Source organism: Diaphorobacter sp. LR2014-1 (genome assembly GCF_002916785.1).
GTDB lineage: Bacteria > Pseudomonadota > Gammaproteobacteria > Burkholderiales > Burkholderiaceae_C > Diaphorobacter > Diaphorobacter nitroreducens.
In genome coordinates this window covers 26,019-40,749 of the sequence record NZ_MTBE01000013.1, presented here as the reverse complement: position 1 = coordinate 40,749, position 14,731 = coordinate 26,019, and the positions used below count along the sequence as shown (strand labels likewise).

At 67.0% G+C, this 14,731-nt stretch carries 8 protein-coding genes; 1 reads left to right on the top strand and 7 read right to left on the bottom strand.

What is annotated here, in order from left to right:
- Nucleotide 1: 1 nt before the first annotated feature.
- From narH to BV908_RS11170, 7 genes are all read right to left on the bottom strand, one after another.
- Nucleotides 2–1,525: a nitrate reductase subunit beta gene (gene narH / locus BV908_RS11200; protein ID WP_103738169.1), complete on the bottom strand. Its 1,524-nt coding sequence runs from the start codon at nt 1,523–1,525 to the stop codon at nt 2–4.
- A gap of 18 nt (nt 1,526–1,543) precedes the next feature.
- Nucleotides 1,544–5,344: a nitrate reductase subunit alpha gene (locus BV908_RS11195; protein ID WP_103738168.1), complete on the bottom strand. Its 3,801-nt coding sequence runs from the start codon at nt 5,342–5,344 to the stop codon at nt 1,544–1,546.
- Between the two features lie 36 nt (nt 5,345–5,380).
- Nucleotides 5,381–6,826 (bottom strand): NarK family nitrate/nitrite MFS transporter, encoded by a 1,446-nt coding sequence (locus BV908_RS11190; protein ID WP_103738167.1) that lies wholly within the window; start codon nt 6,824–6,826, stop codon nt 5,381–5,383.
- Between the two features lie 19 nt (nt 6,827–6,845).
- A complete protein-coding gene (locus tag BV908_RS11185; protein WP_103738166.1) occupies nt 6,846–8,132 on the bottom strand; it encodes a nitrate/nitrite transporter in 1,287 nt (428 codons plus the stop codon).
- A 228-nt stretch (nt 8,133–8,360) separates the two neighbouring features.
- Complete coding sequence (locus tag BV908_RS11180) at nt 8,361–9,035, bottom strand: response regulator (RefSeq protein WP_013721289.1); 675 nt, start codon at nt 9,033–9,035, stop codon at nt 8,361–8,363.
- The gene (locus BV908_RS11175; RefSeq protein WP_103738165.1) at nt 9,032–10,948 is read right to left on the bottom strand and encodes a type IV pili methyl-accepting chemotaxis transducer N-terminal domain-containing protein; all 1,917 of its coding nucleotides are present in this window, start codon (nt 10,946–10,948) and stop codon (nt 9,032–9,034) included. The genes BV908_RS11180 and BV908_RS11175 overlap by 4 nt, the downstream gene beginning before the upstream one ends.
- Before the next feature lie 178 nt (nt 10,949–11,126).
- A complete protein-coding gene (locus BV908_RS11170) occupies nt 11,127–13,562 on the bottom strand; it encodes an adenosylcobalamin-dependent ribonucleoside-diphosphate reductase (RefSeq protein ID WP_103738164.1) in 2,436 nt (811 codons plus the stop codon).
- A 290-nt stretch (nt 13,563–13,852) separates the two neighbouring features.
- Here BV908_RS11170 and BV908_RS11165 point away from each other — a divergent pair, with 290 nt between their 5' ends.
- Nucleotides 13,853–14,707 (top strand): ChaN family lipoprotein, encoded by an 855-nt coding sequence (locus BV908_RS11165; protein ID WP_103738163.1) that lies wholly within the window; start codon nt 13,853–13,855, stop codon nt 14,705–14,707.
- The last annotated feature ends 24 nt before the right edge of the window (nt 14,708–14,731 follow it).

Below are 14,731 nucleotides of genomic sequence, written 5' to 3'. Positions count from 1 at the left end.
CTCAGACCGTGGCCTTGATGGGGATGGTGCGTCGCTTCTTGCCACCGAACATGCTCACGTCCGTGGAGCCGTCGGAGCAGCCGTTGCCAAACGAGAAACCGCAGCCGCCCCGGATGTCAAAAGCGTTCTCGGCGTACTCGCGGTGGGCCGATGGTATGACAAAGCGGTCCTCGTAGTTGGCAATCGCCATGACGTGGTACATCTCTTCCACCTCCGCCATCGACAGGCCCGCCTGCTTGAGCACCGACAGGTTCTGGCGCTGCTCCACATGCTTGTCGCGCTGGTAGGTGCGCATGGCCAGCATGCGCTCCAGCGCCCGCACCACGGGCCCGGTGTCACCGGCGGTGAGCAGGTTGGCCAGGTACTGCACAGGAATGCGCAGCTGCGACACGTCGGGGATCTCGCCATTCACGCCCACATGGCCGGCATTGGCAGCGGCCGTGATGGGCGACAGGGGCGGTACATACCAGACCATGGGCAGCGTGCGGTACTCGGGGTGCAGCGGCAGGGCCACCTTCCATTGCACGGCCATCTTGTAGACCGGGCTGTTGCGGGCGGCGTCCATCCAGCTGTCCGGAATGCCGTCGATGCGGGCCTGGCGGATCACATCGGGGTCGTTCGGGTCCAGGAAGATGTCGAGCTGCGCCTGGTACAGGTCGCGGTCGCGCTCCACGCTGGCGGCTTCCTGGATGCGGTCGGCGTCATACAGCAGCACGCCCAGGTAGCGGATGCGGCCCACGCAGGTCTCGGAGCACACCGTGGGCTGCCCCGCCTCGATGCGCGGGTAGCAGAAAATGCACTTCTCGGCCTTGCCGGTCTGCCAGTTGTAGTAGATCTTCTTGTAGGGGCAGCCCGATACGCACATGCGCCAGCCCCGGCACTTGTCCTGGTCGATCAGCACGATGCCGTCTTCCTCGCGCTTGTAGATCGAGCCCGAGGGGCACGATGCCACGCACGCCGGGTTCAGGCAGTGCTCGCACAGGCGCGGCAGGTACATCATGAAGGTGTTCTCGAACTGGCCGTACATGTCCTTCTGGACCTGCTCGAAGTTCACGTCGGCGCTGCGCTTGGAGAACTCGCCGCCCAGGATTTCCTCCCAGTTCGGGCCCCATTCGATCTTCTCCATGCGCTGGCCCGTGATCAGGCTGCGCGGGCGCGCCGTGGGCGCGGCTTTCATCTCGGGGGCCGACTGCAGGTGGTCGTAGTCGAAGGTGAAGGGCTCGTAGTAGTCGTCGATCTGCGGCAGGTTGGGATTGGCGAAGATGCGCATCAGCAGCTTCCACTTGCCGCCCTGGCGGGGGGCGATGGAGCCGTCCGGGTTGCGCACCCAGCCGCCGTTCCACTTGTCCTGGTTTTCCCATTCCTTGGGGTAGCCGATGCCGGGTTTGGTCTCGACGTTGTTGAACCAGGCGTATTCCACGCCGGGACGGCTGGTCCAGACGTTCTTGCAGGTGACGGAACAGGTGTGGCAACCGATGCACTTGTCCAGGTTCAGCACCATGCCGATTTGTGCGCGAATTTTCATCGTGTCTCTCCTTGTCGCTCAGGCGTGGGCGGCGCTGGTGGATGCCTCGTCGTCCATCCAGTCGACGCGGCGCATCTTGCGCACCAGCACGAACTCGTCGCGGTTGGTGCCGATGGTCCCGTAATAGTTGAAGCCGTAGCTGTACTGCGCGTACCCGCCGATCATGTGCGTGGGCTTCAGCACCACGCGCGTGACGGAGTTGTGGATACCGCCGCGCGTGCCCGTGATCTCCGAGCCGGGGGTGTTGATGATCTTTTCCTGCGCGTGGTACATGAGCACCATGCCCGGGTTCACGCGCTGGCTGACCACCGCACGGGCCGCAATGGCGCCGTTGGCGTTGAACAGCTCCACCCAGTCGTTGTCCACGATGCCGCCGCGCTTGGCGTCGTCCTCGCTGAGCCAGATCACCGGGCCGCCGCGGTTGAGCGTGAGCATGTGCAGGTTGTCGCTGTACGTGCTGTGGATGCCCCACTTCTGGTGCGGCGTGATGAAGTTCAGCGCGATCTCGGGATTGCCGTTGGGCATCTTGCCCTCGACCTCGTGCAGTGCCTTCAGGTGCACCGGCGGACGGTAGCTCACGAAGCCCTCGCCAAAGTCGCGCATCCAGGGGTGGTCCTGGTAGAACTGCTGGCGACCGGTGAGGGTGCGCCATGGGATCAGCTCATGCACGTTGGTGTAGCCGGCGTTGTAGCTGACCTTCTCGCTCTCCAGCCCGCTCCATGTGGGCGAGCTGATGATCTTGCGCGGCTGCGCCTGGATGTCGCGGAAACGGATCTTCTCGTCCTCGCGGTGCAGCGCCAGGTGCACGTGTTCGCGTCCGGTCTGCTTGCCCAGGGCCTCCCAGGCCTTGCAGGCCACGTGGCCGTTGGTCTCGGGGGCGAGCATCATCACCACTTCGGTGGCGTCAATATCGCTCACGATGCGCGGACGGCCCTGCGTGACGCCTTCCTCGCGCACGCGGCCGTTGAGGTCGCCCAGCTGCGCCACTTCGGTCTCGGTGTTCCAGGCAATGCCCTTGCCGCCGTTGCCGACCTTGTCCATCAGCGGGCCCAGGGCCGTGAAGCGCTTGTAGGTGTTGGGGTAGTCGCGCTCGACCACCGTCACCTGCGGAGCGGTCACGCCGGGGATCAGGTCGCACTCGCCGCGCTTCCAGTCCTTCACGCCGTAGGGCTGTGCCAGCTCGGCCGGGGTGTCGTGCATGATCGGCGTGAGTACGACTTCCTTTTCCACGCCCAGGTGGCCCACGCAGACTTCGCTGAAGGCCTTGGCGAAGCCCTTGTAGATCTCCCAGTCGCTGCGCGACTGCCACGCCGGGTCGACGGCTGCCGACAGCGGGTGGATGAAGGGGTGCATGTCGCTGGTGTTGAGATCGTTCTTCTCGTACCACGTCGCCGTGGGCAGCACGATGTCCGAATACAGGCAAGTCGTGCTCATGCGGAAGTCCAATGTCACCAGCAGGTCCAGCTTGCCTTCGGGCGCCTGGGCATGCCACTTCACCTCGGTGGGCTTGGCCTCGTCCTTGCCCAGGTCCTTGCCCTGCACGCCGTTGGTGGTGCCCAGCAGGTGCTTGAGGAAGTACTCATGCCCCTTGCCCGACGAGCCCAGGATGTTGGAACGCCACACGAACATGTTGCGCGGCCAGTTCATCGGGTTGTCGGGATCCTCGCAGCTCAGCGTGAGCGAGCCGTTCTTGAGCGACTGCACCACGTAGTCCTTGGCGTCCATCCCCTTGGCGGCGGCATCCCGCACCACTTGCAGCGGGTTGGTCTGCAGCTGCGGCGCGCTGGGCAACCAGCCCATGCGCTCGGAGCGCACGTTGAAATCGATCATCGATCCCTGGTAGGCCTTGGCATCCGCCAGGGGCGATAGCACTTCCTCGACGCCCAGTTTCTCGTAGCGCCACTGGTCGGTGTGGGCATAGAAGAAGCTGGTGGAGTTCTGCTGGCGCGGCGGGCGGATCCAGTCCAGCGCGAAGGCCAGCGCGGTCCAGCCCGTCTGCGGGCGCAGCTTTTCCTGGCCCACGTAGTGCGACCATCCGCCGCCGCTCTGGCCGATACAGCCGCACATCATCAGCATGTTGATGATGCCGCGGTAGTTCATGTCGCAGTGGTACCAGTGGTTCATGGCCGCGCCGATGATCACCATGGACTTGCCGTGGGTCTTGTCGGCGTTGTCGGCAAACTGGCGCGCGATGGCGATCACCTGGTCGCGCGGCACGCCGGTAATGCTCTCCTGCCACGCCGGGGTATAGGGGGCGTTGGCGTCGTAGCCTCCGTCCTTCTCCTCGCCCTGCAGGCCGCGCAGGATGCCGTAGTTGGCCACCTGCAGGTCGAACACCGTGGCCACGGCCACGCGGCCCTGCACGCCCTCGCCCTGCAGGTCGAGGTGGGTGATGGGCACGCGGCGCACGATCACGTCGCCGCCCTGGTCGTTGGCCTCGAAGTTGGGGGTCTCGATGCCGCCGAAGTACGGGAAGGCGACATCGGTCACCTGGTGCTCTTGCGCCCCGTCTTCCAGCACCGACAGCTTGAGCTGCACGTCGTTGCCCGTGCGCGCCTCCTTGGACTCCAGGTTCCACAGGCCCTGGTCGTCACGGCCGTCCTTGCCCCAGCGGAAGCCGATGGAGCCATTGGGCAGCGCCACCTTGCCGTCGGTACCGTAGGCCACGGTCTTCCAGTCGGGGTGGTTGGTCTGGCCCAGCTTGTCCGCAAAGTCGCTGGCGCGCACGTAGCGGCCGGGCACCATCACCGTGCGGCCGTCGGGCAGCTGCTTTTCATTGAGCACCACCAGCAACGGCAGGTCGGTGTAGCGGCGTGCGTAGTCGTCGAAATACGCCGAGCGCCCCTTGCCTCCATCCTTGAAGTAGAACTCCTTGAGGATCACGTGGCCCATGGCCATGGCCACGGCGGCATCGGTGCCCTGCTTGGGGTGCAGCCACAGGTCGGCCAGCTTGGCCACCTCGGAATAGTCGGGCGTCACGGCCACGACCTTTGCGCCCTTGTAACGCACTTCGGTGAAGAAGTGCGCATCGGGTGTGCGCGTCTGGGGCACGTTGGAGCCCCAGGCGATGATGAAGTTGGAGTTGTACCAATCGGCCGACTCGGGCACGTCGGTCTGCTCGCCCCACACCTGCGGGCTGGACGGCGGCAGGTCACAGTACCAGTCGTAAAAGCTCATCGGCACGCCGCCGATCAGGTTCAGGTAGCGGCTGCCGGCAGCGTACGAGATCATCGACATGGCCGGGATCGGCGAGAAGCCGATGATGCGGTCCGGTCCGTGCTTCTTGATGGTGTAGACGTTCGCCGCAGCGATCATCTGGTTGACCTCGTCCCAGGTGCTGCGCACGAAGCCGCCCAGGCCGCGCTGCTTCTGCCATTCGCGGCGCGCGCTGTCGTTCTCGACGATGGCAGCCCAGGCGTCCACGGGGCTCTTGGCGATGGCCAGTGCGGCACGCCAGTGCTTGAGCAGGCGGCCACGCACCATGGGGTACTTCACGCGGTTGGCGCTGTACAGGTACCAGCTGTAGCTGGCGCCGCGCGCGCAGCCACGCGGCTCATGGTTGGGCAGATCGGGGCGCGTGCGCGGGTAGTCGGTCTGCTGCGTTTCCCACGTGACGATGCCGCCCTTGACGTAGATCTTCCATGAGCAACTGCCCGTGCAGTTCACACCGTGGGTGGAGCGCACGATCTTGTCGTGCGCCCAGCGGTCGCGATAGGCGTCTTCCCATGTACGGTCTTCGCCGTTGGTCTGGCCGTGGCCCTGCGAGAAGGTTTCGCGCGGCTGCGCAAAGTACGAGAGACGGTCTAGGAAATGGCTCATCGTGGGACTCCTTGGAAATCGTTGTAGTGGCGTGGCTCAGCAGGGCATCTCTGCATGCTTGCGAGAGTAGTACCACCAAGTGATGATGATGCAGAGAACATAGAAAACGGCAAACATCCACAGCGCGAATTCGGGACCGCCCGTCGCGGCGATGGAGCTGCCATAGCTCTTGGGAATGAAAAAGCCCCCGTAGGCGCCCAGCGCTCCGGCGAAGCCCACCGCGGCCGCGCCTTCGGTGTTGCCATCCTTGATGGCTTGGGCGCGCGATGCTTCGTCATCGGTGCGCAACTCGCGCAGCTTCTGGGTCAGAAATATCACGGGGATCATGCGGAAGGTGGAGCCGTTGCCGATGCCGGTGGTGAAGAAGAGCACCAGGAACATCAGGAAAAAGCCCGTGAAGCTGCCTTCAGCCGGGCCAAAGGGCAGCGCAAAACCGCCCGAGCCCTTGGGCAGGAAAAACAGAACACCCACCACGGCCAGCGCCATGACGAGGAAGCTCCAGACCGTGACCCGGGCACCGCCCACCTTGTCGGCCAACCAGCCACCGAGCGGACGCACCACGGCGCCCACCAGCGGACCCAGCCAGGCGTAGGCCAGGGGGTTGACTTCAGGGAAGAGCGCCTTGATCAGCAGCGGAAAGCCTGCGGCAAATCCGATGAACGAACCGAAGGTGCCCAGGTACAGCACGCACATGATCCAGTTGTGCTTGCGCTTGAAGATGGCCGCCTGCGCGGCGAAGCTGGCACGCGCATCGGCAATGTCGTTCATGCCGAACCACGCCGCCACCGCGGCCAGTGCGATCCAGGGCACCCAGATGAAGGCGGCGTTCTGCGCCCACACCATCTGCTCCTGGCCATTCTTCACGATGGTCTGGGGCTCCCCGCCAAAGATACCGAAGATGCCTGCCGTAATGACCAGCGGGCTCAGGAACTGCACCACCGACACCCCCAGGTTGCCCAGGCCGGCGTTCACACCCAGCGCGGAACCCTTGCGCTCCTTCGGGAAGAAGAAGCTGATGTTGGCCATGCTGGAGCTGAAGTTGCCGCCGCCCAGGCCGCACAGCAGCGCCAACAAAAGCATGGTGGGGTAGCTGGTGGTGTTGTCCTGCACCGCATAGCCGATGCCGATGGCGGGGATCAGCAGCGACGCGGTGGACAGCGCAGTCCAGCGGCGGCCGCCGAAGATGGGCACCATGAAGGAATAGAAGATACGCAGCGTGGCGCCGGACAACGCCGGGGCGGCAGCCAGCCAGAACAGCTGGTTGGTCGAATACTTGAAACCCAGCGCCGGCAAGTTCACGGCGACCACACTCCAGACCTGCCAGATGGCGAAGGCCAGGAACAGTGCGGGCACCGAGATCCAGAGATTGATCTTGGCGACAGCCTCGCCCTCTCGCGCCCAGAAGGACTTGTCCTCGGGGGTCCAGAGCGTGAGCACCCGGCCTTTGCGGCCGCTGCCTTGCGAAACGGTGTTGGTGGACATGTGGGATTTCCGGTGGGGATCAGTGGGCAGCCGGGGCGGCGTTGTGAGACTTCATCACGTCGGTGCGGCGCACCTCGGTGAAATACATCCAGATCAACGAAACCCATACCACGCCGTACATCAGCATGAAGGCACTGGAGCGGATGCCCGTCCAGTCCATGAGCATGCCGAACAGGATGGGCAGGATGAAGCCGCCCATGCCGCCCGCCAGGCCCACGATGCCGCTGATGGCGCCGATGTTCTTGGGGTAGTCGTCGCTGATGTACTTGAACACGCTGGCCTTGCCGAAAGCCCAAGCGATGCCCAGGACGAACAACAGCGCGGTGAACATGTATACGTTCAAGCCGACGTGCAGGGTGATGGGTCCGTTGACGGTCTGGATGGTGAAGTCGGTCTGCGGGTAGGACAGCAGGAACAGGCAGATCCAGCTCACCCACATCACCCACCAGGTCACGGAGTGCGCCCCGAACTTGTCGGACAGCACGCCGCCGATGGCGCGCAGCACGCCGCCCGGCAGCGAGAAGCAGGCGGCCAGCAGCGCCGCCACGCGGATGTCCAGGCCGTATTCGCCCACGTAGTACTGCACCATCCACAGCGACAGGGCCACGTAGCCGCCGAACACGATGCTGTAGTACTGGCAGTACTTGAGCACCTTCGGGTCCTTGAGCGCCTTGAGCTGGTCGGAGAACTTCACGTGGCTCGGCACCAGATGGGCCGGGTCGCTGTAGCTGAAGAGCCAGAACAGCACCAGCGTGCCCAGCATGATGGCCGCGTAGACGTGCGGCACGGCGGCCCAGCCGAAGGCCACCAGGATCACGGGCGCCACGAACTTGTTGACGGCCGCGCCCGAGTTGCCCGCGCCGTACACGCCCATGGCCATGCCCTGGCGCTGCCTGGGGAACCAGCGCGCCACGTAGGGCGTGCCGACAGAGAACGAGCCCCCGGCCAGGCCCACGAACAGGCCGATCACGAGGAAGTGCCAGTACTCGGTGGCCGAACCCATGAACCAGATGGCGGGAACGGTGGCAGCCATGAGCAGCGCCATCACGATGCGCCCGCCGTAGCGGTCGGTCCAGATGCCCAGCGGCACGCGCACCAGCGAGCCCGTGAGCACGGGCATGGCCGTGAGCAGGCCGAACTGGGTGGCGTTGAGGTTCAGCATCTTCTTGATCGGGATGCCGATGACGCCGAACATCATCCAGACCATGAAGCAGACGGTGAAGGCCAGGGTGCTCACGATGAGCACCGACCAGGCCTGGCGGTTGCGGCGGGAGTCTTGTGCCGCAGGGTGCGACGCGGATGCCATGCAATAGTCCTCTCTTGGTGTGTGCATGGATGTTCGCGCAGCTGCTAGGGTTTTCCCATACTTCGGTGGAAGGCTCGGGCCGCTGCAAAAGAACGATGGCCCGCGCCCGCGTCCTACTCCGAAAGAACTATGCCCTTCTCGTGGGGTTTAAGGAAAAACGGGCCCCACCGCTTGTACATCAAGCGCCGGCAGCTATCAAAACAGAAGAACAGGAGCCCGATGCGCGAGCTATTCGGCGCGTTGCCGGTCCGAGGCGTAGACCGCCGCCTGCACGCGCGAGGTCAGGCCCAGCTTGCGCAGGATGTGCTGCACGTGGATCTTCACCGTGGTCTCGGCGATAGAAAGCTGGCGCGCGATTTCCTTGTTGCTCGCGCCCCGGGCGATCTCGCGCAGCACCTCCTGCTCGCGCGGCGACAGCTGCGGGGCCGGGTCTTCCTGGGGCATGGGCCCGGGGTCGGGCTCGGGCGCGCCCTGGGACTGGAAGGCCGCCACCAGCTTGCCCATCATCTCGGGGCTGACCACGGGCTCGCCGCGCGCGGCGCGGCGTATGGCCTGGGCCAGCAGATCGCCGTCGATGGTCTTGAGCAGATAGCCCTGGGCGCCGTGGCGCAGCGCCGCGCCCAGGTCCTCGCCGTCCTCGCTCACGGTGAGCATGATCACGCGGCTGCCCTGCGAGGCCTCGCGCAGCCCGGCGATGGCATCCACGCCGCGCACGCCGGGCAGGTGGTTGTCCAGCAGGATCACGTCGGGCCGCAGCTGCGGCAGCAGGCGCAGGGCCTCGGCGGCGTCGCCCGCCTCGCCCACCACGCACAGGTCGCCGTACTGCGACAGCAGGGCCACCAGCCCGCGGCGCAGCAGCGTGTGGTCGTCGATCAGGAACAGCGTGATGGGGGTGGCGGTCATGCGGCAGCGATGAATGGGGTGGTGATGGCGTCCGGCAGGCGCTCGTCCACGCCGGCCGCGGGCAGTTCCAAAGTCACGCAGGTGCCGCCGCCGCCCGCGCGGGATTCGAGCCGCAGGCTGGCGCCGATGCGCTGGGCACGCTCGCGCATGATGCCTAGGCCCACGTGCAGCGAATCGGGCGGGACGGCCTGGGGGTCGAAGCCGCTGCCGTCGTCCTGCACCTCGAAGCGCCAGGGGTGGCGCTGCACGCGCAGCTGCACGTGGCGCGCGCCGGCGTGCTTGCGCACGTTCGACAGCGCTTCCTGCACGATGTGCAGCACCTGGATCTGCACGTCGGGCGCCAGCGGCAGGCCCTGGCCCGACATGGACAGCGCCGTGGCCACGCCCGTCTGGTGCTCGAACTTGGAGAGCGTGGCGCGCAGCGCCTCCTCGATGTCCTCGTCCTGGGTGCGCGTGCGAAAGTGCACCAGCAGCTCGCGCACGTCGGCATAGCACTCGCGCACGCCCACGTCGAGCTCGGCCATGCTGCGGTCGCGGGCCTCGGTGTTGCCCTTGGCCACGGCGTCGCGCAGCAGCTGGGTCTGGATCTTGAGAAAGGCCAGCGACTGGGCGATCGAGTCGTGCAGCTCGCGCGCGATCAGGCTGCGCTCCTCGGCCACGGCGGCCTCGCGTTCGAGCGCCGTGGCGCGCAGCCCCTCCATGGAACTCGCCAGATGCCGCGCCATGGTGGACAGCAGCTCGCGCATGTCCTCGGACAGGTCCAGCGTGGTGCGGAAGAACAGCGTCACCTCGCCCAGCAGCCGCTGGTGCAGCTGCACGGGGATGCTGACCACGGTCTCGTAGCCGGCCTCGCGGCAGTGCGGCAGCTGCAGCCTTCCCGCCGGGACGATGGGGATCACGCGCATGCGCGCCCGTTCCTGCGCCTGGCCGCATTCGCAGGTGCCGGTGTTCAGGCAGTGCTCCTCCTCAGCCAGGGACTTGGGCAGGCCGTCGGCGGCCAGCAGCACGTAGCGCTGGTTGGCCTCGTCCGACCAGCGCAGCGCGGCGGCATCGCAGCCGGCCACGCTGCGGATCTGCTGCACGAAGCCCTGGGCCAGGGCCTCCAGGCTGCCGGCCTCGCCCGCCAGCGCGCTCACGGCGTAGAGCGCGGACAGGCGCTGGTTGCGCACCTCGATGGTGGCGGTCTTCTCGCGCACCTTGCGCTCCAGGCCCTCGTGCGAGGCCTGCAGCGCATGCGCCATGAGGTTGAAGCCGGCCGCCAGCTGGCCGAACTCGTCCTCCGTCTCCACCTCCAGGCGCGTGCCCAGGTCGCCCTGGCGCACGCGGCCAAGCGCCTGCTGCAGCCGCGTCACGGGATTGAGCACCAGCAGATAGCTCAGCGCCATGAAGGCCACGGCCGAACCTATGGCCAGGGCCACGAGAAACAGGTGGAACAGGTGCAGCACCGCGGTCCAGCGCATGATGCGCACCTCGATGGCCTGCACGAAGCCGTCGATCTCGCTCACGAAGGCGTCGCCGCGCGCCACGGCGGCGGCGCCGCTCTCCTGCGGCAGGGACATCTTCCATTCCTGCTGCAGCAAAAGCCATTGCGAGCGGATGTGCTCGTACTGCGTGCGGGTCTCGTCGTTCCAGGGCACGAACAGGGGGCGCGCGGGGTCCCCGGTGCGCAGCAGCTCCAGCCCGTCGTTGAAGCGCTGCTTCAGCCGCGCGAATTCCTGGGGCGATTCGTTCTGCTGCGCCAGGATCATGCGCAGCATGTTCATGCGCAGGCGGCCCGCCTCATTGACGGCCGCTGCGCCGCCCTCGAGCTGCCAGGTGACCCACAGCGTGAAGCCGATGGAGGCCAGGGCCACGAGCAGGAACACCGTGCCCATGGCCAGCAGCTTGGTCGACAGCGTGGGTTTCTTGCGCATGGCGCGAGTGTAGGCGTCTGGCCGCGGGGCGTCTTGACCATCATCAGGCCGCCCATGCCATCCATGCGGGCTATGCCGCCACTGGTCAAATCAGACCTTACGGCGTATGCAGCAGGCGCAAATAGCTATCTTTTGAATAGCATCCGCGCCTTGCCGCCGCGCGGGGTCGTGCACGAGGTCAGCCGCAGCTGCCCAGGGCGCCGCACTGGGTGCAGTAGTCGCAGCCGTCCTTGCGGATCACGGCGTGGGCGCCGCATTCCTGGCATTTCTTGCCGGCCATGGCGGGTGGCATGCCGGCGGGCATGTCGGGCTCGTCCAGCGGCAGCACCTGCTGCTGCGGCGCATCGGCGCGGCGCGCCAGTATGTTCTGCACCGCATAGGCGACGGCGGCCACCTCCGAGTCGTGCCACAGCGGCACCTGGGCGCCGTCGGCGCGCTGGTAGGTGCCCAGACGCACGGGGCCGCGGTCCCAGGCCACCTTGCGCATGTCGGACAGCGCGCGCTCCAGGAAGCCGCCGCGCGCGGCCAGCGACAGCAGGCGCATGCTGGAGGTGATCCACTGCTGCGACTCGCTGTTCTGGCCCACGGGCATGAAGAACTCGATGGCGCGGTCCACCGTGCCGCCGCGCCCGTCGGGCACGGGCAGGAAGGAGACGATGAGGTACAGGCGCTTCTGGCCTTCCTGCGTCCAGTACTCGATCTTCTCGGCCACCGCCGACAGGCCGCCCTTGGGCCGACTTTCGATCACGATGCGCATCGGGTCGACGGGCTGGGCCGGCTCGGGCGCGGGCTCGCCCTTGGCGGGCTTGGCCTCGGCGGCAGGCACCTCCAGCACCGCCCCCAGGATGCTGTTCGGGCGGTAGGTGGCCAGGCCCTTCAGGCGCGAGTGCCACGCCTGCATGTACAGGCCCTTGAAGTCGGCGTAGGGGTAGTCCTCGGGCACGTTCACGGTCTTGGAGATGGCCGTGTCCACATAGGGCTGCACGGCCTCCATCATGGCCACATGGTCGGCGGCGGCCATGTCCATGGCGCTCACGAAGTACGCGGGCAGCTGGTTCACGTCGCCGCCCAGCGTCTTGTACAAGCGCCAGGCGTAGTCCTCGACCACGTATTCGCTCTTGCTGCCGTCGGCCTCGCGTTTCCTGCGCGTGTAGGTCCAGGAGAACGGCGGCTCGATGCCGTTGGAGGCGTTGTCCGCGAAAGCCAGGCTCACCGTGCCCGTAGGCGCGATGGACAGCAGGTGGCTGTTGCGGATGCCGTGCTTACGAATCTGCTTCTGGATGTCCTCGGGCAGGCGGCTGGCGAAGGTGCCCTTGGCCAGGTAGCCGTCGGCCTGGAACTTGGGGAAGGCGCCCTTTTCCTTGGCCAGCTCCACGGAGGCGCGGTAGGCGGCGTTGCGCATGCGCTCGGCGATCTTCACGGCCATGTCGCGCCCGTCCTGGCGGTCGTAGCGCTTGCACAGCATGGCCAGGGTGTTGCCCATGCCGGTGAAGCCCACGCCGATGCGGCGCTTGGCCGCGGCCTCGGCCTGCTGCTGCGGCAGCGGCCAGAAGGTGACGTCGAGCACATTGTCGAGCGCCCGCACCTGGGTCGCCACGGCCTGCTCGAAGGCGTCGAAGTCGAACGACGCCTCGCCATGCAGGCCGAAGGGGTTGCGCACGAAGCGCGTGAGGATGATGGGCCCCAGGTCGCAGCAGCCATAGGGCGGCAGCGGCTGCTCGCCGCAGGGGTTGGTGGCCTGGATGGTCTCGGTGTAGTGCAGGTTGTTGTCGGTGTTGATCTGGTCCAGGAACAGGATGCCGGGCTCGGCGAAGTCGTAGGCCGACTTCATGATGGTGTCCCACAGTTCGCGCGCGCGCACCGTGCGGTAAATCCACTGGCCGTCGGCGCGCTGGCGCGCGCCCTCCTTGAGCAGTTCGGCGCCCGGAGCAGCGCTGTGCACCAGCTCCCATTCGCGGTCCTGCTCCACGGCCTGCATGAAGGCGTCGGGCACGCCCACCGAGACGTTGAAGTTGTTCCAGCGCCCGGGCGTGCGCTTGGCGGTGATGAAGTCCAGCACGTCCGGGTGGTCGATGCGCAGCACACCCATCTGCGCGCCGCGGCGCGCGCCCGCGCTCTCCACGGTGGAGCAGGACTGGTCGAACACGTTGATGTAGCTGCACGGCCCCGAGGCCATGGACGCCGTGCCCTTGACCATGGCGCCGCGCGGGCGGATGCGCGAGAAGTCGTAGCCCACGCCGCCGCCGCGGCGCATGGTCTCGGCGGCCTCGCGCAAGGCCTCGTAGATGCCGGGGTAGCCCGCATCGTCCACGCCCTGGATGCAGTCGCCCACGGGCTGCACGAAGCAGTTGATGAGGGTGGCCTGGATGTCGGTGCCGGCAGCGCTCATGATGCGCCCCGCCCCGATGGCGCCGGCACGCAGGTTGTCCAGGAAGCGCGCCTCCAGGGCCTGGCGCATGTCCTCGCGCTCGACCGAGGCCAACGCCCGCGCCACGCGGCGGAATAGATCCTCGACATCGCTCTCGCCGTCTTTGAAGTATTTCTCCTTCAGCACATCCATGCTGATGGGTTGTGTAGACAGGGCGGGGGCAAGGTCGGTGATTTCACGCTGCATGGAAGGGGCTCCGAAAGGATCTAACTGACGTGCACGCCGCGACCCAAGCGCGGCGGCAATTCTCGATTTTCACACCGCGCGGGACGCTTCGCCGCGAACCTTACATGAAGACCCTGCGAAGTCGTTGTCGCCTCGGCGGTCACGCGGCCGTGCAGCCTAGTTGCGCTCTCCGTTTCCTGTAGCACGCCAGCCGCCCGTGGCGCGGCCCGCCGCAAATTACGGCCCAAAGCGCTCCTCATGCAAGTCGCATTTACGCCCGGTTGCAATGCCGCCACGTCCTACCATTGGGCATGCCAACCCTACCGCTGTACCGCTTTCTGTTCGCCACGCTGGCTCTGGCATTCGCCGCCGGCTGTACCACACTTCTGGAGCAGTCGGCACCAACCACCGCGGGCAACGCCGCCTGGGACGCCCAACTGGAGCGCTGGCCGCCCGTGGACGCCCTGCTGCTGGGCGAGCAGCATGATGCCGCCGCCCACCAACAGTGGCAGCGGCACACGGTCCAGTGGCTCGCCGCGCGCCAGCGCCTTGCGGCCCTGGTGTTGGAGATGGCGCCCGAAGGCGCGGGCACCGATGGCCTGCCGCCGGACGCGGACGCTGCCCAGGTGCGCGCCGCGCTGCAATGGGATGAACAGGCCTGGCCCTGGGACCGCTATGCGCCGGTGGTGATGGCTGCCGTGGCCGCGGGCGTGCCGGTGCGCGGCGGTAACCTGCCGCGCAGCCAGATGCCGCAAGCCATGCGCGACACCGCGCTGGACACGCACCTGCCTCCCGCCGCGCTGGCGCGCCAGCGCACCGCGATCGAGGAGGGCCACTGCGGCCTGGTGCCGGCGCAGCGGCTGATGCCCATGGTGCGCATCCAGTTGGCGCGGGACGCCCGCATGGCGCGCGCCGTGCAGGCCGCCCACCGCCCCGGCCGCACGGTATTGCTGGTGGCGGGCTTCGGCCATGTGCAGCGCAGCCTGGGCGTGCCCACGTGGCTGCCGAGTGATTTCACGTCAAAAGTGGCAATAGCCCAAGCGGGACAAGCGCGAGCAGCTATTGAAAGCGAAGCGGATTACGTCCACCGCACACCGGCGCTGACGCCCCACGACCCGTGCGCGGAGCTGCGCGAGCGCTGGCCCGGCCCGCCGCCCGCGCCGTAGCGGACGCTGGCCCCAGCCCGCGCT

Excerpts from the sequence above, each read along its gene's own strand:
- BV908_RS11190 (WP_103738167.1), bottom strand. The coding sequence starts at position 6,826 with ATGTCCACCAACACCGTTTCGCAAGGCAGCGGCCGCAAAGGCCGGGTG.
- BV908_RS11180 (WP_013721289.1), bottom strand. The coding sequence starts at position 9,035 with ATGACCGCCACCCCCATCACGCTGTTCCTGATCGACGACCACACGCTG.
- BV908_RS11170 (WP_103738164.1), bottom strand. The coding sequence starts at position 13,562 with ATGCAGCGTGAAATCACCGACCTTGCCCCCGCCCTGTCTACACAACCC.
- narH (WP_103738169.1), bottom strand. The coding sequence starts at position 1,525 with ATGAAAATTCGCGCACAAATCGGCATGGTGCTGAACCTGGACAAGTGC.
- BV908_RS11185 (WP_103738166.1), bottom strand. The coding sequence starts at position 8,132 with ATGGCATCCGCGTCGCACCCTGCGGCACAAGACTCCCGCCGCAACCGC.
- BV908_RS11175 (WP_103738165.1), bottom strand. The coding sequence starts at position 10,948 with ATGCGCAAGAAACCCACGCTGTCGACCAAGCTGCTGGCCATGGGCACG.
- BV908_RS11195 (WP_103738168.1), bottom strand. The coding sequence starts at position 5,344 with ATGAGCCATTTCCTAGACCGTCTCTCGTACTTTGCGCAGCCGCGCGAA.
- BV908_RS11165 (WP_103738163.1), top strand. The coding sequence starts at position 13,853 with ATGCCAACCCTACCGCTGTACCGCTTTCTGTTCGCCACGCTGGCTCTG.